Annotated in this window: 18 protein-coding genes and 7 tRNA genes; 3 read left to right on the top strand and 22 right to left on the bottom strand. The window is 55.2% G+C overall.

The genetic code is table 11. The features are described 5' to 3' along the window. Window positions 1–14 precede the first annotated feature (14 nt). The gene (gene leuS / locus Electrica_RS18120) at window positions 15–2,597 is read right to left on the bottom strand and encodes a leucine--tRNA ligase (RefSeq protein WP_131047652.1); all 2,583 of its coding nucleotides are present in this window, start codon (window positions 2,595–2,597) and stop codon (window positions 15–17) included. 224 nt (window positions 2,598–2,821) lie between these two features. On the opposite strand from leuS, the gene Electrica_RS18115 reads away from it, so the two are divergent. Then, window positions 2,822–3,304 (top strand): zinc ribbon-containing protein, encoded by a 483-nt coding sequence (locus Electrica_RS18115; RefSeq protein ID WP_100685945.1) that lies wholly within the window; start codon window positions 2,822–2,824, stop codon window positions 3,302–3,304. A gap of 66 nt (window positions 3,305–3,370) precedes the next feature. Here the strand turns inward: Electrica_RS18115 and Electrica_RS18110 are convergent, their stop codons facing one another. The 9 genes from Electrica_RS18110 to miaB form a co-directional block, all read right to left on the bottom strand. Continuing rightward, the gene (locus tag Electrica_RS18110) at window positions 3,371–4,096 is read right to left on the bottom strand and encodes an amino acid ABC transporter ATP-binding protein (RefSeq protein WP_100685906.1); all 726 of its coding nucleotides are present in this window, start codon (window positions 4,094–4,096) and stop codon (window positions 3,371–3,373) included. Then, a complete protein-coding gene (gene gltK / locus Electrica_RS18105; RefSeq protein ID WP_004859564.1) occupies window positions 4,096–4,770 on the bottom strand; it encodes a glutamate/aspartate ABC transporter permease GltK in 675 nt (224 codons plus the stop codon). The genes Electrica_RS18110 and gltK overlap by 1 nt, the downstream gene beginning before the upstream one ends. A gap of 2 nt (window positions 4,771–4,772) precedes the next feature. After that, a complete protein-coding gene (locus tag Electrica_RS18100; RefSeq protein ID WP_141965099.1) occupies window positions 4,773–5,513 on the bottom strand; it encodes an amino acid ABC transporter permease in 741 nt (246 codons plus the stop codon). A 163-nt stretch (window positions 5,514–5,676) separates the two neighbouring features. Then, complete coding sequence (locus Electrica_RS18095) at window positions 5,677–6,585, bottom strand: amino acid ABC transporter substrate-binding protein (RefSeq protein WP_141965098.1); 909 nt, start codon at window positions 6,583–6,585, stop codon at window positions 5,677–5,679. Window positions 6,586–6,989: 404 nt separating this feature from the next. After that, window positions 6,990–8,528 (bottom strand): apolipoprotein N-acyltransferase, encoded by a 1,539-nt coding sequence (gene lnt / locus Electrica_RS18090; RefSeq protein ID WP_100685904.1) that lies wholly within the window; start codon window positions 8,526–8,528, stop codon window positions 6,990–6,992. Between the two features lie 22 nt (window positions 8,529–8,550). After that, window positions 8,551–9,429 (bottom strand): CNNM family magnesium/cobalt transport protein CorC, encoded by an 879-nt coding sequence (gene corC / locus Electrica_RS18085; RefSeq protein WP_004859572.1) that lies wholly within the window; start codon window positions 9,427–9,429, stop codon window positions 8,551–8,553. A 101-nt stretch (window positions 9,430–9,530) separates the two neighbouring features. Beyond that, on the bottom strand, window positions 9,531–9,998 hold the full coding sequence (gene ybeY, locus Electrica_RS18080; protein ID WP_100685903.1) for an rRNA maturation RNase YbeY: 468 nt from the start codon (window positions 9,996–9,998) through the stop codon (window positions 9,531–9,533). After that, window positions 9,995–11,041 carry a PhoH family protein gene (locus Electrica_RS18075; RefSeq protein ID WP_004859576.1) on the bottom strand — a complete coding sequence of 349 codons (1,047 nt, stop codon included), beginning with the start codon at window positions 11,039–11,041 and terminating at the stop codon, window positions 9,995–9,997. The genes ybeY and Electrica_RS18075 overlap by 4 nt, the downstream gene beginning before the upstream one ends. A gap of 153 nt (window positions 11,042–11,194) precedes the next feature. After that, window positions 11,195–12,619: a tRNA (N6-isopentenyl adenosine(37)-C2)-methylthiotransferase MiaB gene (gene miaB / locus Electrica_RS18070; protein ID WP_141965097.1), complete on the bottom strand. Its 1,425-nt coding sequence runs from the start codon at window positions 12,617–12,619 to the stop codon at window positions 11,195–11,197. A gap of 208 nt (window positions 12,620–12,827) precedes the next feature. Between miaB and ubiF the strand changes: the two genes are divergently transcribed. After that, complete coding sequence (ubiF, locus tag Electrica_RS18065) at window positions 12,828–14,003, top strand: 3-demethoxyubiquinol 3-hydroxylase (protein WP_131047655.1); 1,176 nt, start codon at window positions 12,828–12,830, stop codon at window positions 14,001–14,003. 151 nt (window positions 14,004–14,154) lie between these two features. Here the strand turns inward: ubiF and Electrica_RS18060 are convergent. The 12 genes from Electrica_RS18060 to nagB form a co-directional block, all read right to left on the bottom strand. Then, a tRNA-Gln gene (locus tag Electrica_RS18060) sits at window positions 14,155–14,229 on the bottom strand. Window positions 14,230–14,265: 36 nt separating this feature from the next. Next, window positions 14,266–14,340, bottom strand: a tRNA-Gln gene (locus tag Electrica_RS18055). Window positions 14,341–14,386: 46 nt separating this feature from the next. Next, window positions 14,387–14,463: transfer RNA gene (locus Electrica_RS18050), tRNA-Met, on the bottom strand. Between the two features lie 20 nt (window positions 14,464–14,483). Next, a tRNA-Gln gene (locus Electrica_RS18045) sits at window positions 14,484–14,558 on the bottom strand. Between the two features lie 37 nt (window positions 14,559–14,595). Beyond that, a tRNA-Gln gene (locus Electrica_RS18040) sits at window positions 14,596–14,670 on the bottom strand. 111 nt (window positions 14,671–14,781) lie between these two features. Beyond that, window positions 14,782–14,866: transfer RNA gene (locus tag Electrica_RS18035), tRNA-Leu, on the bottom strand. 9 nt (window positions 14,867–14,875) lie between these two features. Further along, window positions 14,876–14,952 (bottom strand) — tRNA-Met (locus Electrica_RS18030). Window positions 14,953–15,179: 227 nt separating this feature from the next. Next, window positions 15,180–16,844 carry an asparagine synthase B gene (gene asnB / locus Electrica_RS18025; RefSeq protein WP_100685684.1) on the bottom strand — a complete coding sequence of 555 codons (1,665 nt, stop codon included), beginning with the start codon at window positions 16,842–16,844 and terminating at the stop codon, window positions 15,180–15,182. Between the two features lie 279 nt (window positions 16,845–17,123). Then, on the bottom strand, window positions 17,124–17,876 hold the full coding sequence (locus tag Electrica_RS18020; protein ID WP_015584887.1) for an HAD-IIA family hydrolase: 753 nt from the start codon (window positions 17,874–17,876) through the stop codon (window positions 17,124–17,126). 45 nt (window positions 17,877–17,921) lie between these two features. Continuing rightward, on the bottom strand, window positions 17,922–19,142 hold the full coding sequence (nagC, locus tag Electrica_RS18015; RefSeq protein WP_100685683.1) for a DNA-binding transcriptional regulator NagC: 1,221 nt from the start codon (window positions 19,140–19,142) through the stop codon (window positions 17,922–17,924). Between the two features lie 7 nt (window positions 19,143–19,149). Then, a complete protein-coding gene (nagA, locus tag Electrica_RS18010; RefSeq protein WP_100685682.1) occupies window positions 19,150–20,298 on the bottom strand; it encodes an N-acetylglucosamine-6-phosphate deacetylase in 1,149 nt (382 codons plus the stop codon). Between the two features lie 128 nt (window positions 20,299–20,426). After that, a complete protein-coding gene (gene nagB / locus Electrica_RS18005; RefSeq protein WP_004859594.1) occupies window positions 20,427–21,227 on the bottom strand; it encodes a glucosamine-6-phosphate deaminase in 801 nt (266 codons plus the stop codon). A gap of 313 nt (window positions 21,228–21,540) precedes the next feature. On the opposite strand from nagB, the gene nagE reads away from it, so the two are divergent. Next, window positions 21,541–23,559 (top strand): N-acetylglucosamine-specific PTS transporter subunit IIBC, encoded by a 2,019-nt coding sequence (nagE, locus tag Electrica_RS18000; RefSeq protein WP_141965096.1) that lies wholly within the window; start codon window positions 21,541–21,543, stop codon window positions 23,557–23,559. Window positions 23,560–23,605 lie beyond the last annotated feature (46 nt).

The raw sequence follows: 23,605 nt of genomic DNA, 5'->3' as shown, positions 1-23,605 counted from the left end.
GCTTCCTCCTGTGCTTAGCCAACGACCAGGTTGAGCAGTTTGCCCGGGACGTAAATCACTTTACGTACGGTTACACCGTCGAGATACTTCGCGACCAGATGTTCCTGGCCCGCACGTTCACGAACCTGTTCTTCGCTTGCATCGACAGGAACGGTAATTTTACCACGGACTTTACCATTGACCTGAACAACAACCAGAGTGGTATTTTCAACCATGGCGCTTTCATCGGCGACCGGCCACGGCGCGTTGTCGATATCGCCTTCACCGCCCAGCTCCTGCCACAGCGTGAAGCTGGCGTGCGGGGTGAACGGATTGAGCATGCGCACAACCGCCAGCAGAGCCTCACGCATCAGCGCGCGATCCTGTTCGTTTTCCTGCGGCGCTTTCGCCAGTTTGTTCATCAGCTCCATGATCGCGGCGATCGCGGTGTTGAAGGTCTGACGACGGCCGATATCATCGGTCACTTTGGCGATCGTTTTATGGACATCGCGACGCAGCGCCTGCTGATCTTCGCTCAGGCTGGCAGCGTCCAGCGCGGCAACCGGGCCCTGAATGGTGTGCTCGTAAACCAGTTTCCAGACACGTTTCAGGAAGCGGTTCGCCCCTTCTACGCCGGACTCCTGCCATTCCAGCGTCATATCCGCCGGAGAGGCGAACATCATGAACAGACGAACGGTATCCGCGCCGTAACGTTCTACCATTTCCTGCGGGTCGATGCCGTTGTTCTTCGACTTGGACATCTTGCTCATGCCGGTGTAGACCAGCTCATGACCTGCGGCGTCTTTGGCCTTCACAATGCGGCCTTTCTCGTCACGTTCAACAATTGCGTCTTTCGGAGAAACCCAGTTACGCTCGCCGTTTTCGCCAACGTAATAGAAGGCGTCAGCCAGTACCATCCCCTGACACAGCAGCTGTTTTGCCGGCTCGTCGGAGTTAACCATACCCGCGTCGCGCATCAGCTTATGGAAGAAGCGGAAGTACAGCAGGTGCATGATCGCATGTTCGATCCCGCCGATGTAAATATCGACCGGCAGCCAGTAGTTGGCGGCGTTTGGATCCAGCATTCCGTCATTGTACTGCGGGCAGGTGTAGCGCGCGTAGTACCAGGAAGACTCCATAAAGGTATCGAAGGTGTCGGTTTCACGCAGCGCAGGCTGACCGTTAACGGTGGTTTTTGCCCACTGCGGATCGGCCTTGATCGGGCTGGTGATACCGTCCATGACCACATCTTCCGGCAGGATCACCGGCAGCTGATCTTCCGGCGTTGGCATCACGGTACCGTCTTCGAGGGTGACCATTGGAATCGGCGCGCCCCAGTAACGCTGACGGGAAACGCCCCAGTCGCGAAGGCGGTAGTTAATTTTGCGTTCGCCAACGCCCATCGCCGCCAGTTTGTCGGCGATAGCGTTGAAGCCCGCTTCGTGGCTCAGGCCGTCAAACTCGCCGGAGTTGAACAGTGCGCCTTTTTCAGTCAGCGCCTGTTCGGACAGATCCGGTTCTGAGCCGTCCGCCGCCAGAATAACCGGCTTAATGTTCAGACCATATTTGCTGGCAAATTCGTAGTCGCGCTGATCGTGACCCGGAACGGCCATCACGGCGCCGGTGCCATATTCCATCAGCACGAAGTTGGCCGCCCAGACCGGAATTTCTTCGCCGGTCAGCGGGTGAATCGCTTTGAAGCCGGTATCGACGCCTTTTTTCTCCATCGTCGCCATTTCTGCTTCAGCGACTTTGGTGTTGCGGCACTCGTCAATAAACGCCGCCAGTTCCGGGTTGTTCGCTGCCGCCTGTTGCGCCAGCGGGTGACCCGCGGCAACGGCCAGGTAGGTACAGCCCATGAAGGTGTCCGGACGGGTGGTGTAGACGGTCAGCTTGTCGGCGTACTCGTTAACGTTGAAGGAGATTTCTACCCCTTCGGAACGGCCGATCCAGTTGCGCTGCATGGTCTTAACGGTATCAGGCCAGTGATCCAGCTTATCCAGATCGTTGAGCAGTTCGTCGGCGTAGGCGGTGATTTTGATAAACCACTGCGGGATCTCTTTACGCTCAACTTTGGTATCGCAGCGCCAGCAGCAGCCGTCGATCACCTGTTCGTTGGCGAGAACGGTCTGGTCGTTCGGGCACCAGTTCACCGCAGACGTTTTTTTGTACACCAGGCCTTTTTTGTACAGCTCGGTGAAGAATTTTTGCTCCCAGCGGTAGTATTCCGGGGTGCAGGTCGCCACTTCACGGCTCCAGTCATAGCCAAAGCCCAGCTTTTTCAGCTGGTTTTTCATGTAGGCAATATTGTCATAGGTCCACGGGGCCGGCGCGGTGTTGTTTTTTACCGCGGCGCCTTCCGCCGGCAGACCAAACGCATCCCAGCCGATCGGCTGCAGAACGTTTTTGCCGAGCATACGCTGGTAGCGGGCAATGACGTCGCCGATGGTGTAGTTACGCACGTGACCCATGTGTAGTCGACCAGAAGGATAAGGAAGCATCGACAGGCAGTAATACTTCTCTTTGCTCTCGTCTTCAGTTACTTCAAATGTACGATGATCGTCCCAGTGAAGCTGGACTTTCGATTCTATCTCTTCCGGGCGGTATTGCTCTTGCATGGCAGCCAGTGGTCCTGTTTTCAATACAGCTACAAAATGTAGCCAATGGATGTGTTATCAGATCGGCATAGCATAGCCCAAACGCCCACGTCAAAACAGCCTTTCGCACATTAACATCGGCAAAAGCGGCGGAGACTATTTCGCGACTCTGTGGGCTAACTGGCAAAGCAGACGGCAAATAACGTCTATTATTAGAAGAAGTTAACCACACCGGAGGCGAAATGATGAACAAGGTTGCTCAATTCTACCGTGAACTGGTGTCGACGCTCAGTGAACGGCTGCGCAGTGGAGAACGCGATATTGACGCGCTGGTGGAACAGGCGCGGGTGAAAATTAGCCAGTCTGGTGAGTTAACGCATCGCGAAGTTGAGACGCTGACCAAAGCGGTCAGGCGCGATCTGGAGGAGTTTGCCCTCAGCTATGAAGAGAGCCAGGATGAACTGACGGACAGCGTGTTTATGCGGGTGATCAAAGAGAGCCTGTGGCAGGAGCTGGCGGATATTACCGACAAAACCCAGCTGGAGTGGCGCGAAGTGTTCCAGGACCTCAACCACCACGGGGTTTACCACAGTGGCGAAGTGGTGGGGCTGGGAAATCTGGTGTGCGAACACTGCCATTATCACCTGGCGGTCTATACCCCGGATATTCTGCCGCGTTGCCCGAAATGCGGCCATGACCAGTTCCAGCGTCGTCCCTTTGAGCCTTGATACGCCGCGCAGAAGTCGCTGAAAACCAGGCGCGCACCTGCTGATGCGCGCCTGCAAAGCAACAAATTAATGCAGGATTTTGGCGAGGAAGTCTTTCGCGCGGTCGGATTGCGGATTGGCGAAAAACGCTTCTTTGTCAGAATCTTCGACAATTTTCCCTTCATCCATAAAGATCACCCGGTTGGCGACCTTACGGGCAAAGCCCATTTCGTGCGTCACCACCATCATCGTCATGCCTTCGTTGGCCAGCTCGACCATGACATCCAGCACTTCGTTGATCATTTCCGGATCCAGCGCGGAAGTCGGTTCGTCAAACAGCATCGCAATCGGATCCATACAGAGCGCGCGGGCGATAGCTACGCGCTGCTGCTGGCCGCCGGAGAGCTGGGCTGGGTATTTATCGGCATGGGCGGAGAGCCCCACGCGTTCCAGCAGCTTCAGGCCTTTTGCCCGGGAAGCGGCTTTGTCACGATTAAGCACTTTCACCTGCGCCAGCGTCAGGTTATCGATAATCGACAGATGCGGAAACAGTTCAAAGTGCTGGAACACCATCCCGACGCGGGAGCGCAGTCTGGCGAGGTTGGTTTTTTTATCGTTCACTTTGGTACCATCAACGGTAATCTCGCCCTGTTGGATTGGTTCAAGGCCGTTGACGGTTTTAATCAGCGTCGATTTGCCCGAGCCGGAAGGCCCGCACACCACCACCACTTCACCTTTTTTCACTTCCGTGGAGCAATCGGTCAGCACCTGAAAGTGACCATACCATTTTGAAACGTTTTTCAGGGTAATCATTACACAGTCCTTTTCTTCAACCAGCTGACCAACAGCGATGCGCTGAGACTAATGACAAAATAAACGGCGCCTGCGAACAGGATCATCTCGACCTGGGTTCCGTCGCGCTCACCGATGGTGGAGGCGGTACGGAAGAAATCGGCCAGGCTCAGAACGTAAACCAGAGAAGTATCCTGGAACAGCACGATCCCCTGAGTGAGCAGCAGCGGCACCATGGCGCGAAACGCCTGCGGCAGAATAATCAGCTTCATGGATTGCCACTGGGTCATCCCCAGCGCCAGCGCGGCGCTCGACTGGCCGCGAGAGATACTCTGGATACCCGCGCGGATAATTTCCGAATAGTACGCCGCTTCAAACATCGAGAAGGCCACCATCGCGGAGATCAGGCGGATATCGCTCTTCGGCGACAGGCCAAGAACGTTCTGCAGGAAACCAGGAACAATCAGATAAAACCACAGCAGGACCATCACCAGCGGGATCGAGCGGAATACGTTGACATAGGTCTTCGCAAACCATGCCAGCGGCAGGAAGCTTGACAGGCGCATGACCGCCAGCAGGGTGCCCCAGACGATGCCGAAAATGATGGCGGTTACGGTGATTTTCAGCGTGATAACCAGCCCGGCCAGCAGGTAGGGCATCGATGGAACGATAGAACTCCAGTCAAAATCGTACATGATTATTTGCCCCCCATATTGCCCGGCAGGCGGACCTTGCGTTCAACCACATACATCACCAGCATAATCACCGCATTAATAAACACATAGGCGAGGGTAATCGCGGTAAAGGATTCCCAGGCGTGGGCCGAGTAATCCAGCAGCTTGCCTGCCTGTGCCGCCATATCCGCCAGCCCGATGGTTGAGGCGATGGCTGAGTTTTTCACCAGGTTCATCATCTCCGAGGTCATCGGCGGCACAATCACCCGATAGGCGTTGGGCAGCAGGACGTAACGATAGGTCTGCGGCAGCGTCAGACCCATGGCCAGCCCGGCGTTTTTCTGGCCGCGCGGCAGCGACTGAATGGCGGCGCGCACCTGCTCGCATACGCGCGCGGCGGTAAACAGCCCCAGACACATCATCGAAGAGAGAAAGAACTGAATATTCGGATCAAGCTCGGATTTAAACCACATGCCGATGTTTTCCGGCAGGAGCTCCGGCACCACCAGGTACCAGGTGAAGAACTGAACGATCAGCGGGACATTACGGAACAGTTCGACATAGCAGGTGCCGATACTGGATAACCAGCGGTTAGGGGCAGTGCGTAAAATGCCGAACAGCGAGCCGACGAAAAAAGCGATAATCCAGGCGCTAACCGACAGGGCGATGGTGACCTGAAAGCCGCTCCAGAGCCAACCCAGATAGGTGGTATTGCCGAACGGGGCCTGTTGCAGGAAGATCCCCCAGTTCCAGTCTATTGACATAAATGACTCCTGGAAAAAAAAGGGTAGCATCGCTACCCTCGAAGATCGTTGTTCAGCTTGTTTCGGTATTCGCGGCGGCTGGGGAACGACCAGCCGCCGTATAGTCTGTCCGTGCTGTCACAACAATCGGGAGGGCAGGATCTCCTGCCCCTTGTTTTTTTAATTAGTTCAGAGCTTTATCGTTAGGGGTCTTGAACAGCGTCTTCATGTCGTCGGAGAGTTCGAAGTTCATATTCAGATTTTTCGGCGGAATCGGGTTTTTGAACCATTTATCAAACCATTTTTCCGCTTCGCCGGAGGTCTGGGCGCTGGCAACGGTGTAATCAATCAGCTTTTTAAACTGCGGATCGTCTTTGCGCAGCATACAGCCGTAGGCTTCTTTCGACTGGGGCGTGCCGACTATCTCCCAGTTATCCGGTTTCTTCGCTTTCGCGCGTTCGCCGGCCAGCAGCGCATCGTCCATCATAAAGGCCACCGCACGACCGCTTTCCAGAGTACGGAAGGAGTCGCCGTGGTCTTTAGCGCTGATAATGCGCATGTTCATTTTCTTCTCATCATTGAGCTTATGCAGCAGAACTTCGGAGGTGGTGCCGGAGGTGACGACAACTGCTTTGTCTTTCAGATCCGGGAAATCTTTAATCGCACCGCCTTTTTTCACCAGCAGGCGGGTACCCACGACGAAAATGGTATTGGAGAAGGCGGCTTGTTTCTGACGTTCAAGGTTATTGGTCGTGGAGCCGCACTCGAAGTCATAGGTCCCGTTTTGCAGCAGCGGAATACGGTTTTGCGAGGTTACCGGCACCAGTTTTACCTGCAGGTCAGGCTTATTCAGCTGCTTCTTGATGGCGTCAACGATAGCGTTGGAGTAGTCCTGAGAGTAGCCGACCACTTTTTGTTGATTGTCGTAGTAGGAAAACGGTACGGAGGATTCACGGTGGCCGACGACGATAACGCCGTTTTTAGCGATTTTGTCCAGCGTGCTGCCCGCTGCCGGGGCGGCATCTTCCGCATGCGCCAGGCCGGCGGTCATACCCATGACCAGCATCGCTGTGGCCAGTTTACGTAATTGCATATCCAACTCCTTATCCGCAGCGTCACTGACGCTTTTGATACCCATTGTGAATGTGTGTGTGCGTTATTATGGCTGCGATCCCGATGTGCAGCATTTGTATGTGTTTGTTAGCATTTAGTTTGGCTTAATGTAAAGATTTTGCTGCTTTATTGTTTATTTTTGCGAAGTGCTCCGCACCATTTAAAGGCAAAAATCTTCCATTGCACCAGCTGAGTGCCTGAGGTGAGCGATGCTGGTGCAACAGGGTTAAACCAACAATCAATGTCGCCGCGACCTGAGTATATTAAGCAATGGTCGTGCCAGATTGACGAGTGGAGAGACAGGAAAGAAGAGAAGGGCGGCCCCGGCGACGGCTAACGACCGGGGCTACGCGGATCGACAAGACGATCCGCAGGCAATAACGACTAGCGGCGACGCTGGCGCAGGCTCATGATCAGCGCGCCGAAACCCAACAGCGCGGTCAGCGCCCACAGCGGCCAGTTACCGGTACGGGCGTACGGAGTCAGGCCAGAAGTCGGGGTGACTTTGGTGGTCAGCACGGCGCGGGTGAACTGCGGGATCATATCCTGAATTTCCCCACGCGGGCCAATGACGGCGGTAATACCGTTATTGGTGCTGCGCAGCAGCGGACGCGCCAGCTCGAGGGCGCGCATCCGCGCCATCTGGAAGTGCTGCCACGGACCGATGGACTTGCCAAACCAGGCATCGTTGGAGATGGTCAGCAGATAGTCGGTATCCGGGCGGAAGTTATCCCGCACCTGCTCGCCGAGAATAATCTCGTAGCAGATAGCCGCCGTCAGCTTCATGTTATGCGCCACCAGCTGCGGCTGCACATACGGGCCGCGGCTGAAAGAGGACATCGGTAAATCGAAGAACGGCGCCAGCGGGCGAAGAATGGACTCCAGCGGCACGAATTCACCGAACGGCACCAGGTGATTCTTGTTGTAGCGATCGGTGGAATCGTAGCTGTAGGGGTTATCTTTGCCCAGCGTAATGATGGTGTTGTAGGTATCGTAACGATTCTGCGGATTAAGCCGGGCGTCGACAATACCGGTAATCAACGAGCTGCCTTTCGCGCGCAGCAGGTCGTCCATCATAACCAGGAAATTCTGCTGGTTGATTTCCAGATCCGGGATCGCCGATTCCGGCCAGACGATTAGCTGGGATGACCCCATATGCGGCTGCGTCAAATCCAGATAGATTTTCAGCGTATTCACCAGCTGGTTTTCATCCCATTTCAGCGCCTGGGGAATATTGCCCTGCACTAAAGATACCTGGGTTGCCCGCTCAGGCAGCAGCTGATACCACTGGATGTAGCGCAGCGGAAAGGGCAGGGCGAACAGGACGATGGCCGCAATCAGCGGTTTCCAGCGGCGCTGAATGAGCGCAAGCACCAGCAGGCCGCTGACCACCATCAACAGGAAGTTAATGGCTTCAACGCCCATCACCGGCGCTAACCCTTTCAGCGGACCGTCAATCTGGCTGTAGCCAAACTGCAGCCACGGGAAGCCGGTCAGTACCCAGCCGCGCAGGAATTCGGTGATTTGCCAGACAACCGGCGCGGCGATCGCGACGCGTATCCAGTTAGTTTTGGGCCACAGGCGCGACAGGATGCCGGCAAACAGTCCGGTGTACAGCGACATATATGCCGCCAGCAGGACCACGAGGAATACGTTAACCGGGCCGGGCATGCCGCCGAACTGGGCGATGCTGACATAGACCCAGTGGATGCCGGAACCGAACAGCCCCAGCCCCCAGAAAAAGCCTATCCAGGTGCTTTGCAGCGGACGTCGGTTGAGGGTCAGCCCCTGCAGGCCGATTAACGAAACCATCGCCGCAGGCCAGATGTCATAAGGAGAAAAAGCCAGCGTTCCGCTGGCTCCGAATAATAGCGCCAGCAGCAGACGTACGCGCTGGCGTTCGATGAGAGAGGCAAATACCATTTAGGTTAATCGTCCCGTGTAATTAATCTTCCAGCTTCGGCTGTGGCGCGTCGTCAGGAAGTTTGACATGTACCTGGATGATACGTCGGCTATCGGCCATGGCGACTTTGAATTGGTAACCATCGATGTCAATAGACTCACCGCGCGCCGGCAGATGGCCAAAGGCCTGCATCACCAGCCCGCCAATGGTATCGACTTCTTCATCGCTGAAGTGAGTGCCGTAGGCTTCGTTGAAATCTTCAATGGAGGCCAGGGCGCGCACCGTCCAGGTGTGGCGGCTCAACTGACGAAAATCGATATCTTCTTCTTCATCGTATTCGTCTTCGATTTCGCCGACGATAAGCTCAAGGATGTCTTCAATGGTCACCAGACCGGAGACGCCGCCGAACTCATCGATAACGATAGCCATATGGTAACGCTGGGAGCGGAACTCTTTCAGCATGCGGTCGACCCGCTTACTTTCAGGCACGACAACCGCCGGGCGTAACACTTTTTCCATGCTGAACGCTTCGGAGTCGCTGCGCATAAACGGCAGCAGGTCCTTGGCCATCAGAATCCCTTCAATGTGATCTTTATCTTCGCTGATGACCGGGAAACGCGAGTGGGCGGACTCGATGATCACATCGAGGCATTCGTCCAGGGTCTGGTTGCGTTTCAGGGTAATCATTTGCGAGCGGGGGATCATGATATCGCGGACGCGCTGGTCGGCGATGTCCATGACCCCTTCGAGCATATCGCGCGTATCTTCATCGATAAGGTCGTTTTGCCCGGAATCACGGATCAGCTCCAGCAGTTCGTCACGGTTTTTCGGTTCCCCGTGAAAAAGCTGGCTGAGTAACAGGGAGAAGAATCCCTTTTTGCTGTTTACTGTGTCACTACTGTGTGAATTGTCGTCGCTCATGGCGTCGTGTGGGTTCTCATGTCAGTTAATTTGTCGCTCGTCGCGCGTGTGTTCAGCGCCGGACGGCACGGGGGCCGCTCGCCGGTAAAACCGGCGGCAGGCTATTCCTTCTCGGCAATGTACGGATCCTCATAGCCCAGAGCAAGCATTATCTCTGTTTCGAGGCTTTCCATCTCTTCCGCTTCTTCATCAATGATATGGTCATAGCCCAGCAGGTGCAGACTGCCGTGAATCACCATATGCGCCCAGTGCGCCTCCAGCGGCTTGTCTTGCTCTTTGGCTTCCTGTTCAACGACCTGACGGCAGATGATCAGATCGCCAAGTAGCGGCAGTTCGATACCCGGCGGAGCTTCAAACGGGAACGACAGCACGTTGGTCGGCTTATCCTTGCCGCGATAGGTCAGATTCAACTCATGGCTTTCGGCTTCGTCTACCAGGCGCACGGTCACTTCTGACTCCTCCTGGAACTGGGGAATGACGGCATCTACCCAGCGTTGAAACTGAGCTTCATCCGGCAATCCGGCGTTATCTTCGCAAGCCAGCTGTAAATCGAGAATAACCTGACTCATTTCTGCTCCTGTTCCTGGGCTTCGCGTTTGCGCTCGGCGGCCAGTTCTGCTTTACGTTTCTGATCCGCTTCTTCCCATGCTTCATACGCATTGACGATGCGAGCAACTACCGGGTGGCGCACCACATCTTCGCTATGGAAGAAATTGAAGCTGATTTCATCGACTTCCGCCAGCACCTCAATGGCGTGGCGCAGGCCGGATTTGGTGCTGCGCGGCAGGTCTATCTGAGTGACGTCGCCGGTGATCACCGCTTTTGAATTAAAACCGATACGGGTCAGGAACATCTTCATCTGTTCGATGGTGGTGTTCTGGCTTTCATCGAGAATGATAAATGCATCGTTCAGCGTGCGCCCACGCATATAGGCCAGCGGCGCGACTTCGATAACGTTGCGTTCAATCAGTTTCTCGACCTTCTCAAAACCGAGCATCTCGAACAGCGCATCGTACAGCGGGCGCAGGTACGGATCGACTTTCTGGCTCAGGTCACCGGGCAGGAAGCCGAGCTTTTCTCCGGCTTCGACGGCAGGGCGGGTGAGCAGAATACGGCGTACGTCCTGGCGTTCGAGCGCATCGACCGCAGCGGCAACCGCAAGGTAGGTTTTCCCGGTCCCGGCAGGGCCGACGCCGAAGGTAATATCATGATCGAGGATGTTGGCGATGTACTGCGCCTGGTTTGGCGTCCGCGGCTTAATCACGCCACGCCGGGTTTTGATATTGACGGCCTTGCCGTACTCCGGCACGCTCTCGGCGCTTTGTTCCAGCACCCGCGCCTCTTTAATGGCCAGATGAATCTGTTCCGGCTCAATATCCTGAATCTGTCCGCGCATCGGTGCAGTATCGACGTACAGGCTGCGCAGGATATCGGCCGCCGCGTTCACGCAGATCATGCGCCCGGTCAGTTTAAAGTGGTTGTCACGGCGATTAATTTCGATGCCTAATCGACGTTCCAGCTGTTTGATATTGTCGTCAAACGGGCCGCACAGCCCCAGCAGGCGTGCGTTATCCGCTGGCTCCAGGGTAATTTCACGGGTTTCTATGTTCAAACTGTTCCTCTTTACGCGTTTTGCCGGATAGCGAACGTTTCCGGCCAGTAAGGAAATTATTCACGTCATGGGAATATGGCGCAAGCATTGCGATGAATATTGGGCCGGGGAGAGGAAATACAAGGCCTGTCGGGGTCGGCAGGCCTGAACGGATCACGGCTGATAGGTTCCGACGCCGAGGTCGTTTTCTTTGCGGGTGCGGGCGATAACGGATTCCGGCGATTCCGCGATACGCAGCCCCATTTCCTCTTCGGTACGCACAATTTTACCGCGCAGCGAGTTGGTGTAGACGTCAACGATTTCGACATCGACAAACTTACCGACCATATCCGGGGTGCCTTCGAAGTTGACTACCCGGTTATTCTCGGTGCGCCCTGAGAGCTCCATGATACTTTTGCGGGAGGTGCCTTCAACCAGAATACGCTGGGTGGTGCCAAGCATGCGGCGGCTCCAGGCCATAGCCTGCTGGGTGATGCGCTCCTGCAGAATATACAGACGCTGCTTCTTGTCCTGTTCCGGGACGTCGTCGACCATATCCGCCGCCGGTGTTCCCGGACGGGCAGAGAAGATAAAGCTGTAGCTCATGTCGTGATTGACATCGGCAATCAGCTTCATGGTCTTCTCGAAATCTTCATTGGTTTCGCCAGGGAAGCCAACGATAAAGTCGGAGCTAATCTGAATATTCGGGCGCGCCTCGTACAGCTTGCGGATAATCGCTTTGTACTCCAGCGCCGTATGAGTACGCCCCATCAGGTTCAGCACCCGGTCGGAACCACTCTGCACCGGTAAATGCAGGAAGCTCACCAGCTCCGGGGTATCGCGATAGACATCAATGATGTCATCGGTAAACTCGATAGGGTGGCTGGTGGTAAAGCGAATGCGGTCGATACCGTCGATTGCCGCCACCAGACGCAGCAGATCGGCAAAACTGCCGGTCGTTCCATCGTAGTTCTCGCCGCGCCAGGCGTTGACGTTCTGTCCGAGCAGGTTGACCTCGCGGACGCCCTGAGCGGCCAACTGGGCAATCTCGAACAGGATATCGTCGGAAGGACGGCTGACCTCTTCGCCGCGGGTGTAAGGCACCACGCAGTAGGTACAGTATTTATTGCAGCCTTCCATAATGGAGACGAATGCCGTCGGGCCCTCGGCGCGCGGTTCCGGCAGACGGTCGAATTTTTCGATTTCAGGGAAACTGACGTCCACAACCGGACTGCGGTTGCCGCGAACGGAGTTGATCATCTCCGGCAGGCGATGGAGCGTCTGCGGCCCGAAAATAATATCGACGTAGTGGGCGCGTTGGCGGATATGGTGACCTTCCTGAGAGGCGACACAACCACCGACGCCAATAATCAGGTCGGGGTTCTTCTCTTTCAGTAGCTTCCAGCGGCCTAACTGATGGAAGACTTTTTCCTGAGCCTTCTCACGGATTGAGCAGGTATTGAGCAGCAGCACATCCGCTTCTTCCGCCACTTCGGTCAGTTGATACCCGTGCGTGGCATCCAGCAGATCGGCCATCTTTGATGAATCATATTCGTTCATCTGACAGCCCCAGGTTTTAATATGGAGTTTTTTTGTCATCGACTTGCTCATGCTTAAGTATATATACCCAAAGCTATTTTCTTCACCGGGAATGACTCTGCAATGTGAAGGACAGCGGGTATAAAGCCAGGATTGCAGGGCGCGTATTGTAATGCTTTGGTCGCGCCCTGACCAGTGCGAGCGTTATCACCACGAGGTGGGAAAAAATCCGGTAAACTTATCGGATTCAGGTTTAAGGATAATTGCCATGACAATTCATGCAACAGATGTCGCCATCGTGGGTGGCGGAATGGTTGGCGGAGCCCTGGCGCTGGGGCTGGCGCAGCACGGTTTTACGGTAACGGTTATCGAAACATCGGCCCCGCCGGCATTTGTGCCCTCAGCGCCGCCGGATGTGCGTATTTCGGCGATTAGCGCCGCTTCCGTCGGGTTACTGAACAGCCTCGGCGTCTGGGATGCGGTGCGCGCTATGCGGGCGCATCCCTATCGTCGGCTGGAGACCTGGGAATGGGAGGACGCGCATGTGACCTTTGATGCCGCCGAGCTGAAGCTGCCTGAGCTGGGTTACATGGTGGAAAACAATGTTCTGCAGCTCGCGCTGTGGCAGGCGCTGACGGCGCATGAGCGCATTACGCTCCGGGTTGGCGCCTCGTTACAGGAGATGCAGCGGGAGGAGACCTGCACGACATTGCGTCTGAGCGACGGCGGCGAATGCGCGGGCAGGTTGGTTATCGGCGCGGATGGCGCCAACTCACAGGTGCGCCAGCTGGCCGGAATTGGCGTTCACGCGTGGCAGTATCAGCAATCCTGCATGCTGATTAGCGTGCAGTGCGCAGAGGAGCCTGGCAACAGCACCTGGCAGCAGTTTACGCCGTCGGGGCCGCGCGCGTTTCTGCCGCTGTTCGACAATTGGGCATCGCTGGTGTGGTATGACACGCCCGCGCGTATTCGCCAGCTGCAGGGGATGAGTATGCCGCAGCTACAGCAGGAGATTGCGCGCCACTTCCCCTCCCGGCTGGGGCGCGTCACGCCGCTAAGTGCCGGGGCGTTTCCGCTGACCCGTCGCCATGCGCTGCAGTATGTACAGCCGGGGCTGGCGCTGGTGGGGGATGCCGCACATACCATTCATCCGCTGGCGGGGCAGGGGGTGAATCTGGGCTATCGCGATGTTGATGCCCTGCTGGATATTCTGAGTGAGGCGAAAGGCCAGGGTGAAGCATGGGCAGGTCTGCCGGTGTTGAAACGCTACCAGGCGCGACGCAGGGCGGATAATTTTATTATGCAGTCGGGTATGGATCTGTTTTATGCCGGCTTTACCAACGATCTGGCGCCGGTGCGCGTGCTGCGCAATATCGGCTTAATGGCCGCGGCGCATGCGGGCGTTTTAAAGCGTCAGGCGCTGAAGTACGCGTTGGGATTGTAAGCCCGGTTCCCGGCTGGCGCGCCGCTTAGCCGGGATATGGCTGCGGCGCGTGATACGCCATCGCCGGCGTATGGTGTGAATACCGCGATGCGGATTGAACCGGATACAGAAAGCAAAAAAGCTCGCCGAAGCGAGCTTTTTTGCTATTAAGTGGCTGGGGTACGAGGATTCGAACCTCGGAATGCTGGTATCAGAAACCAGAGCCTTACCGCTTGGCGATACCCCAACGGGTGCGTCCACAGAGTGAACGACTTTTTTAAATTGGCTGGGGTACGAGGATTCGAACCTCGGAATGCTGGTATCAGAAACCAGAGCCTTACCGCTTGGCGATACCCCAACAATTTTTTTAGGATTTATCGAACTAAATCAATAACTCCGTTGTATGGTGGCTACGACGGGATTCGAACCTGTGACCCCATCATTATGAGTGATGTGCTCTAACCAGCTGAGCTACGTAGCCAATCTTATCATATTCTTCGATGGCTGGGGTACCTGGATTCGAACCAGGGAATGCCGGTATCAAAAACCGGTGCCTTACCGCTTGGCGATACCCCAATAACCGTCGCGGTGAACCGCAAATCTCGAAGAAATATGGCTGGGGTACCTGGATTCGAACCAGGGAATGCCGGTATCAAAAACCGGTGCCTTACCGCTTGGCGATACCCCAACAAAAAAATCTTTTACTTTCGAAGGAGGTTATCGCCAAACTTATTGCCGCTAGCCTTAACGGCTAACTTACCGCCTGGATATACCCCATCCGTGCAACGCTTTGGGTGAATGGTGCGGGAGGCGAGACTTGAACTCGCACACCTTGCGGCGCCAGAACCTAAATCTGGTGCGTCTACCAATTTCGCCACTCCCGCAAAAAAAGATGGTGGCTACGACGGGATTCGAACCTGTGACCCCATCATTATGAGTGATGTGCTCTAACCAGCTGAGCTACGTAGCCATCTTTTTTTTCGCGTTACCTTATCGGCGTTGCGGGGCGCATTATGCGTATTGGGCCTGCGAGCGTCAACCCCTTTTTCAATGAAAATCGCCGGAATGTGACTGTTTGGTTAGGTTGCGAACAGCGTGATGGAATAATCGGCAATTATTGGTTATTTATCGTTTTTCAGCGGTAAAAAAAGCCATAAAAAAACGGACCCCTCGGGGTCCGTTGGTGATGCAAATTGTTTATTTATAAGCTGACTGGTGAACGCCAACGGCGCGTCCTGACGGATCGTTCATGGTTTTGAACGCTTCGTCCCACTCAATCGCCTTAGCCGATGAACAGGCTACTGACGGGCCGCCAGGTACGCATTCGGCCGCGCTAGGTACCGGGAACAGCTCCTCGAAGATTTCACGATACAGGTACGCTTCTTTAGACGACGGCGTGTTGTACGGGAAACGGAAGCTGGCGGTTTCCAGCTGCTGATCGGAGACCTGTTTCGCCGCAACCTCTTTTAACGTATCGATCCAGCTGTAGCCTACGCCGTCAGAGAACTGCTCTTTCTGGCGCCATGCGACGCTGGCCGGCAGATAGGATTCAAAACATTCACGCAGGATATGTTTTTCCATTTTGCCGTTACCACACATTTTGTCCTGCGGGTTAATACGCATCGCGACGTCAAGGAACTGTTTGTCGAGGAACGGAACGCGCGCTTCCACCCCCCAGGCTGACATGGCTTTGTTTGCCCGGGCGCAGTCAAACATATGCAGCGCCTGCAGCTTACGTACGGTCTCTTCATGCAGCTCTTTGGCGTTTGGCGCTTTATGGAAATAGAGATAGCCGCCGAACACCTCATCAGAACCTTCGCCTGACAGCACCATTTTGATGCCCATCGCTTTGATTTTACGCGACATTAAATACATCGGCGTCGATGCGCGGATGGTGGTCACATCGTAGGTTTCGATGTGATAGATAACGTCACGGATGGCATCCAGACCTTCCTGCACGGTGAAGTGGATCTCGTGGTGGACGGTACCCAGATGGTTGGCGACTTCCTGCGCGGCTTTCAGGTCCGGCGAGCCTTGCAGGCCGACGGCGAAAGAGTGCAGCTGCGGCCACCAGGCTTCGCTACGTTCCTGATCTTCAACCCGGCGAGCGGCGAATTTTTTGGTGATAGCGGAGATAACCGACGAGTCGAGGCCACCGGACAGCAGCACGCCGTAAGGCACATCAGACATCAGGTGGCTTTTGACGGACTCTTCCAGCGCCTGACGCAGTTCGTTTTTATCCGTGACGTTGTCTTTTACCGCATCATAGTCAAACCAGTCGCGCTGATAGTACTGGCGGATTTCACCGTCTTTGCTCCACAGGTAGCTACCCGCCGGGAACTCTTTGATTGTCCGGCAGACCGGAACCAGCGCTTTCATTTCTGAGGCGACGTAGAAGTTGCCGTGCTCGTCGTGGCCCATATACAGTGGGATGATACCGATATGGTCGCGACCAATCAGATACGCGTCCTGTTCGCTGTCGTACAGCGCGAAGGCGAACATCCCCTGCAGATCGTCGAGGAATGCCGCGCCTTTTTCCTGATACAGGGCGAGAATGACTTCGCAGTCGGAGCCGGTCTGGAAGGTATAGCGGTCGCCGTATTCCGCACGCAGCGCCTGGTGGTTATAAATTTCGCCGTTTACCGCCAGCGCGTGGGTTTTTTGCGCGTTGTACAACGGCTGGGCCCCGGCGTTCACGTCGACGATAGACAGACGCTCATGGACCAAAATAGCTTTATCGCTGGCGTAGACGCCGGACCAGTCCGGGCCGCGGTGGCGCATCAGGCGGGAAAGTTCCAGTGCCTTTTTACGCAGCTCAGCTGCGTCAGTTTTAATATCCAGTACGCCAAAAATAGAACACATAACCTTCTCCATTACCCTGTCGTGTTGTGATGTTGTGCAGACGTCGTCTTATCGCGAGGTCTCAGTGCATGTCTAAGAAAATGCCGTAAAGGAGAGGAGGGCGCAAGAGATTTACGGTCAGTAAAAGAAAAAACGCAATGACGATTACTGAATATTAAAAAAAGAGCATGTTTTAAGCAGCTTTATTGATGGATGTGCAGTGATTGGCTGTTTTTATTAGATGAGATTCTTTTTTCAGGCGCGATAAATGCAAAACCACGTCCCAGGACGTGGTTTTATTCAGAAAATATCAATTTCGGCAACCGACGGATAGATCCACGACGGCCGGAACGGCAGACTGTCGATATCGTCGAGCGTCGATACGCCGGAGAGAACCAAAATGGTTTCCAGACCGGCCTGGAAACCCGCGAGGATATCGGTACGCAGGTTGTCGCCGACGATAACCGTCTGCTCGGAGTGCGCCTGCATCTTATTCAGCGCAGAGCGGATAATCCACGGGCTGGGTTTTCCCACGTAGAACGGCTTGCGGCCGGAGATTTTCTCAATTCCGGCGCAGAGAGCGCCGCAGGCCGGATAGAAGCCGCGACCGTGAGTATCCGGGTTGGTGGCAATAAAGCGCGCGCCGTTGGCGACAAAGAAGGCCGCTTTATGCATCATCTCCCAGTTAAAGGAGCGGGTTTCACCGACGATAACAAAATCCGGATTGACGTCGGTAATGGTAAAGCCGGCTTTATAAAGCTCGTGAATCAGCGCGCCTTCACCGACCACGTAGGCTTTCTTGCCTTCCTGGCGGCGCAGGAAATCAGCGGTGGCCATTGCGGAGGTATAAAAGGCGCTATCCGGCACGTCGATCCCGGCGGTCGCAAAGCGGTTTGCCAGGTCCTGCCCGGTCTGGGAAGGGTAGTTGGTCAACATCACCAACGGCATATCTTTCTCAAGAATGCGTTTGATAAATTCAGCAGCGCCCGGCACGGCCACATTGTCGTGCATCAGCACGCCGTCAATATCACAGATTACGTTTTGAATGGTCATGGACAGTCCGACATCGTTGAAGAAAGGCGAAACTATATAGCCGCGTTAGCTTTCCAGCAAACGCTGGAGCAGTATACCGTTGAGCATGGCGCGTTTCACCAGCGCAAAAGCGCCGATTGCGGAGCGGTGATCCAACGTGGAGCGAACGACCGGCAGATTCTTGCGAAACGCCTTCAGTGCCTGAGCGTTAATGCAGCCGGCGATAGCAGGTAGCAGGACCTTTTCTGCTTCGACTATTTCGCCGGCGATCACCACTTTTTGCGGATTGAACAGGTTAATGGCGATAGCAATGGTTTTACCGAGGTGACGCCCCACATATTCGATGACTTCGCAGGCCAGGGCGTCGCCTTTATTGGCGGCTTTGCAGATGGCTTTGATCGTGCATTCGTCCGCGGTCAGTTTACTTTGGTAGCCCTGTTCAAGAAGGTGGCGCACGCGTTGTTCGATGGCCGCGTTGGCCGCGACGGTCTCAAGGCAGCCAAAATTGCCGCAGTGACAGCGTTCGCCCAGCGGGTCGACCTGAATATGGCCTATCTCGCCGACGTTGCCGTTACGGCCGATAAAAATACGGCCATTGGAGATGATTCCCGCGCCGGTGCCGCGATGGACGCGCACCAGAATAGAGTCTTCGCAATCCTGGCTCGCACCAAAGTAGTGCTCCGCCAGCGCAAGGCTGCGAATATCGTGACCCACAAAACAGGTGACTTTAAAGCGTTTTTCCAGTGCTTCAACCAGCCCCCAGTTCTCGACCTGAATATGCGGCATATAGCGAATCACGCCGCTTTCCGGGTCGACGAGCCCGGGTAAGATCACCGAGATAGCGATAAGTTCGCGGATCTTGCGCTGGCAGCTTTCAGTAAAGGTCGCAATGATGTTCAGCAGCGCATGCTCCAGCGTCTCCTGCGTACGTTCCGGCAGCGGGAAATGTTCTTCTTCCAGCGTCTTGCTGCTTAAATCATACAGGGTCAGGGTCGCGTCGTAGCGGCCAAGGCGCACGCCGATAGCATGGAAGTTGCGGGTTTCCGCAATAATCGAGATGGCGCGGCGGCCTCCGGTAGAGGCCTGCTGATCGACTTCTTTGATCAGCCCGCGTTCAATCAGTTGACGCGTGATTTTCGTCACGCTGGCAGGGGCAAGCTGGCTTTGTTCCGCAATCTGAATGCGCGAAATGGGGCCGTGCTGGTCAATGAGCCGATACACGGCCGCGCTGTTCAGCTGTTTTACGAGATCAACGTTACCAATTTGAGCATGTCCGCCTGCTGTCATTCTTTACTTACTCAGTGACGACCTCGTTACCATTAACGATGGTCTTGATGATTTTATAATCGCGGGTGAAGGCGGTCAGGTTAGCGACCATTCCCGGTGCGATGCTGCCGAGCTGTTTCTCTACGCCAATGGCGCGCGCGGGGTAGAGGGTTGCCATACGCAATACTTCGTCCAGCGCGATACCGCAATGTTCGACGAGATTGCGCACACCTTCAATCATGGTCAGCGAAGAACCGCTGAGGGTACCATTTTCATCCACGCACAGCCCGTTCCGGTAGTATATTGTTTTACCGGCAAAAATGAACTGGTCAATATGCGCGCCCGCCGGAGCGGTGGCGTCAGTGACGAGGCACAGCTTGTCGCCTTTCAGGCGTTTTGCATTGCGCACGTTAGCATAATCAACGTGCATACCGTCGACGATAATACCGCAGTAAACATCCGGCTCGTCGAAAATCGCACCAGCCAGGCCCGGCTCACGCCCGGTAATATACGGCATGGCGTTGTACAGATGGGTGGCGAAGGTGATACCCGCGCGAAAACCGATTTTCGCTTCTTTCAGCGTGGCGTTGGAGTGGCCTGCGGAAACCACGATCCCGGCAGCCACCAGTTTACGAATCACCTCGCTACTGACGCGCTCAGGGGCGAGCGTCACTTTGGTTATCACATCGGCATTTTCACACAGAAAATCGACCAGCGCCGCGTCCGGCAGGCGAACGTAGTCCGGGTTGTGCGTGCCTTTTTTCACCATGTTCAGCCACGGGCCTTCAAGGTGCAGACCCAGCGCCTGGTTCGGATGTTTTTGCAGGTACTCGCGCATGACGCGCACGCCCTGTTTCATCAAATCATCGCTGGAGGTAATCAGCGTCGGCAGATAGCTGGTGCAGCCAGAACGTTCGTTGGCCTTCTGCATAATTTCCAGCGTTTCGACGGTGACGGCGTCAGGGCTGTCGTTAAACTGCACGCCGCCACAGCCGTTCAGCTGCACGTCGATAAAACCGGGGGCAAGAACGGCGCCATTGACCGAGCGTTGCTCAATCTCAGACGGCAAATCAGCCAGTGAACAGATACGTTCGATAAGGCCATCAGCGATGATAATCGCATGGTCATCCAGAATTTCATGACCGGTATAAATCCGGCCTTGGGTTAATGCATACATTACGACCCCCGGTTCACACACGCTCTGCGGCAGGCTGGCTTCTACAGGGTTGAGCTGATACCGCCTGGCAGAGCTGGTGTAGCAAAAAAATGAAATGTCCCGCGGAGAGGCCGCAGGACGAGACTACCTTACAGCCCTTTGACGTTTTCGGCTTCTAATTCATTGAAGTATTTCAATGTCTTCACTTTCAGTTCCATGGTGGACGGCTCGTCGCAGACGATAACCGCTTTCGGGTGCAGCTGCAGACAGGTAATGGTCCACATATGGTTGACGTTGCCTTCAACCGCCGCCTGCAGCGCCAGTGCTTTCTGGTGACCCAGTACCAGAATCATCACTTCTTCCGCATCCAGCAGGGTGCCCACGCCCACGGTCAGCGCATATTTCGGCACCAGATCCACGTCGCCGTCGAAGAAGCGGGAGTTTGCCACGCGGGTTTCATGAGTCAGGGTTTTAATACGGGTGCGGGAGGCCAGTGAAGAGGCGGGTTCGTTGAACGCGATATGCCCGTCGTTGCCGACGCCGCCCATAAACAGGTTGATTTTACCGTAGGAGCGGATTTTTTCTTCGTAACGACGACATTCTGCATCAATATCTGGCGCATTGCCGTTCAGCAGGTTAATGTTTTCTGCCGGAATATCAACGTGATCAAAGAAGTTACGATGCATGAAGCTATGATAGCTTTCCGGATGTTCTTTCGGCAGACCAACGTATTCGTCCATGTTGAAGGTCACAACATGTTTAAAGCTAACCTGGCCTGATTTGTGCATTTCAACCAACGCTTTGTAAGCGGTCAGAGGCGTACCTCCGGTAGGCAGACCCAGGACAAACGGACGGTCCGCTGTCGGTTTGAACGCGTTAATGCGGTTAACGATGTGGCGAGCGGCCCATTTGCCGACTTGTTCAGCGGTTACCAGGGGGATCAGTCTCATTCTTCACCTCTATAGTTAAATTAGAACCTGGCGGATTGGCGCCGGCATACTATTAAGAGTATTACAGTGACTACGACCAGCGGGGTCAATCCGTGTTGATTTTTTGAATGATAAAATAAGTTTTCGATGTTAGCCAGCCGAAGGGAGGGGTTAATACGATATTTGGTGATTATAGTCACAAAAAGTACGCATTTAATTTGCGATACGAATTAATTTTCCACACACTTTGCAAGTAAGTTAAAAAACCAACCTGGTTACACAATAAAAAAGTGGCTTTGAATGAGCCTTATCGGGGTCTCATAGGGGGAATAAAGTGAGCATTCTAGGTTATCTGCAAAAGGTTGGCCGCGCGCTTATGGTGCCGGTCGCCACGCTGCCGGCGGCAGCGATATTAATGGGTGTCGGTTACTGGATTGACCCGGTAGGCTGGGGTGGAAGCAACGCGCTGGCAGCGTTCTTCATTAAATCCGGTTCCGCGATCATCGACAATATGTCCGTACTATTCGCCATTGGTGTGGCTTATGGTATGTCCAAAGATAAAGACGGCGCTGCGGCGCTAACCGGCTTTGTGGGCTTCCTCGTGTTGACCACGCTCTGCTCTCCGGCTGCGGTTTCCATGATCCAAAAGATTCCGGCGGATCAGGTTCCTGCGGCATTCGGTAAGATCAGCAACCAGTTCGTGGGCATCCTCGTGGGGATCATTTCCGCAGAGCTGTATAACCGCTTCAGCGGTGTTGAACTGCCAAAAGCGCTCTCCTTCTTTAGCGGTCGCCGTCTGGTGCCGATTCTCACCTCCTTTGTGATGATCGCTGTCGCGTTCATCATGATGTACATCTGGCCGGTTATCTTCGACGGTCTGGTGAACTTCGGTGAGCATATCCAGAAGCTGGGGTCTGTCGGTGCGGGTGTGTATGCGTTCTTCAACCGTCTGCTCATTCCGGTCGGTTTGCACCACGCGCTCAACTCGGTGTTCTGGTTTGACGTTGCCGGTATTAACGATATTCCTAACTTCCTCGGCGGCGCGCAGTCTATCGAAGCAGGCAAAGCGGTTGTGGGTATCACCGGTCGTTACCAGGCGGGCTTCTTCCCGATCATGATGTTTGGTCTGCCGGGGGCGGCGCTGGCTATCTACCACTGCGCGCGTCCTGAGAACAAGGCGAAAGTGCTGGGTATTATGATGGCGGGTGCTTTTGCTGCCTTCTTTACCGGGATCACCGAACCGCTGGAATTCTCCTTCATGTTCGTTGCCCCGGTGCTGTATGTCATTCACGCCGTGCTGACCGGTATTTCGGTCTTCATCGCTGCCAGCATGCACTGGATTGCCGGTTTCGGCTTCAGCGCCGGTCTGGTGGATATGGTACTGTCGTCCCGTAACCCGCTGGCAACCCACTGGTATATGCTGATCCCGCAGGGGCTGGTCTTCTTCGTTATTTACTACGTGATCTTCCGCTTCACCATTACCAAATTCAACCTGATGACCCCGGGTCGCGAACTGGCCGTTGCCGGTAGCGAAGCGGATGGTCAGGATGTGAATGTCAGCAGTGGCAAAGAGCAGGATGTGACGGGTCTGGCACGTCAGTACATCGCCGCCGTCGGCGGTTCTGACAACCTGACCGGTATCGATGCGTGCATCACCCGTTTGCGTCTGAACGTTAAGGACTCTTCGCTGGTGAACGAAGCGCTGGCGAAACGTCTGGGCGCATCTGGTGTGATTCGCCTGAACAAAACGAGCGTACAGATTATTGTCGGCTTCGTGGCGGAAAAAATCGCTAACGCGATGAAAACGACGGGGCCGGTAGCCGCGGCAGAAGGTCACGCTGCGCCCGCCGCCGCTCCGACGGCAAAACCGCAGGCCGTGGCTAACGCCAAAACCATCGCGGCGCTGGTATCGCCGATTACCGGTGATATCGTTGCGCTGGAGCAGGTGCCTGATGAAGCCTTCGCCAGCAAAGCAGTCGGCGATGGCGTGGCGGTGAAACCGACCGACAAAACCGTCGTGGCTCCGGCTGCGGGTACCGTCGTGAAGATCTTCAATACCAACCACGCGTTCTGTCTGGAAACCGAAAATGGCGCGGAAATCGTCGTCCATATGGGTATCGACACCGTGGCGCTGAACGGCCAGGGCTTCAAACGTCTGGTTGAAGAAGGCGCAGAAGTGCAAGCCGGTCAGCCGATTCTGGAAATGGATCTGGAATTCCTGAATGCCAATGCCCGTTCAATGATCAGTCCGGTCGTGTGCAGCAACAGCGACGATTACAGTGCGCTGGTGATTCAGGCAACCGGTAAGGTTGTGGCAGGCCAGACGCCGCTGTATGAGATTAAAGGCAAATAAGGCTCCTGAGTCACGTTTATGCCTGAGCGGCGGGGGGAAACCTCCG

Origin of the sequence: Klebsiella electrica, assembly GCF_006711645.1 — a bacterium.
GTDB lineage: Bacteria > Pseudomonadota > Gammaproteobacteria > Enterobacterales > Enterobacteriaceae > Klebsiella > Klebsiella electrica.
This window is presented reverse-complemented; position numbering and strand designations above follow the sequence as displayed.

Excerpts from the sequence above, each read along its gene's own strand:
- Electrica_RS18095 (WP_141965098.1), bottom strand. The coding sequence starts at position 6,585 with ATGCAATTACGTAAACTGGCCACAGCGATGCTGGTCATGGGTATGACC.
- lnt (WP_100685904.1), bottom strand. The coding sequence starts at position 8,528 with ATGGTATTTGCCTCTCTCATCGAACGCCAGCGCGTACGTCTGCTGCTG.
- Electrica_RS18020 (WP_015584887.1), bottom strand. The coding sequence starts at position 17,876 with ATGACCATTCAAAACGTAATCTGTGATATTGACGGCGTGCTGATGCAC.
- asnB (WP_100685684.1), bottom strand. The coding sequence starts at position 16,844 with ATGTGTTCTATTTTTGGCGTACTGGATATTAAAACTGACGCAGCTGAG.
- gltK (WP_004859564.1), bottom strand. The coding sequence starts at position 4,770 with ATGTACGATTTTGACTGGAGTTCTATCGTTCCATCGATGCCCTACCTG.
- nagA (WP_100685682.1), bottom strand. The coding sequence starts at position 20,298 with ATGTATGCATTAACCCAAGGCCGGATTTATACCGGTCATGAAATTCTG.
- Electrica_RS18100 (WP_141965099.1), bottom strand. The coding sequence starts at position 5,513 with ATGTCAATAGACTGGAACTGGGGGATCTTCCTGCAACAGGCCCCGTTC.
- ubiF (WP_131047655.1), top strand. The coding sequence starts at position 12,828 with ATGACAATTCATGCAACAGATGTCGCCATCGTGGGTGGCGGAATGGTT.
- Electrica_RS18115 (WP_100685945.1), top strand. The coding sequence starts at position 2,822 with ATGAACAAGGTTGCTCAATTCTACCGTGAACTGGTGTCGACGCTCAGT.
- ybeY (WP_100685903.1), bottom strand. The coding sequence starts at position 9,998 with ATGAGTCAGGTTATTCTCGATTTACAGCTGGCTTGCGAAGATAACGCC.
- corC (WP_004859572.1), bottom strand. The coding sequence starts at position 9,429 with ATGAGCGACGACAATTCACACAGTAGTGACACAGTAAACAGCAAAAAG.
- leuS (WP_131047652.1), bottom strand. The coding sequence starts at position 2,597 with ATGCAAGAGCAATACCGCCCGGAAGAGATAGAATCGAAAGTCCAGCTT.
- Electrica_RS18110 (WP_100685906.1), bottom strand. The coding sequence starts at position 4,096 with ATGATTACCCTGAAAAACGTTTCAAAATGGTATGGTCACTTTCAGGTG.
- miaB (WP_141965097.1), bottom strand. The coding sequence starts at position 12,619 with ATGACAAAAAAACTCCATATTAAAACCTGGGGCTGTCAGATGAACGAA.
- nagB (WP_004859594.1), bottom strand. The coding sequence starts at position 21,227 with ATGAGACTGATCCCCCTGGTAACCGCTGAACAAGTCGGCAAATGGGCC.
- nagC (WP_100685683.1), bottom strand. The coding sequence starts at position 19,142 with ATGACAGCAGGCGGACATGCTCAAATTGGTAACGTTGATCTCGTAAAA.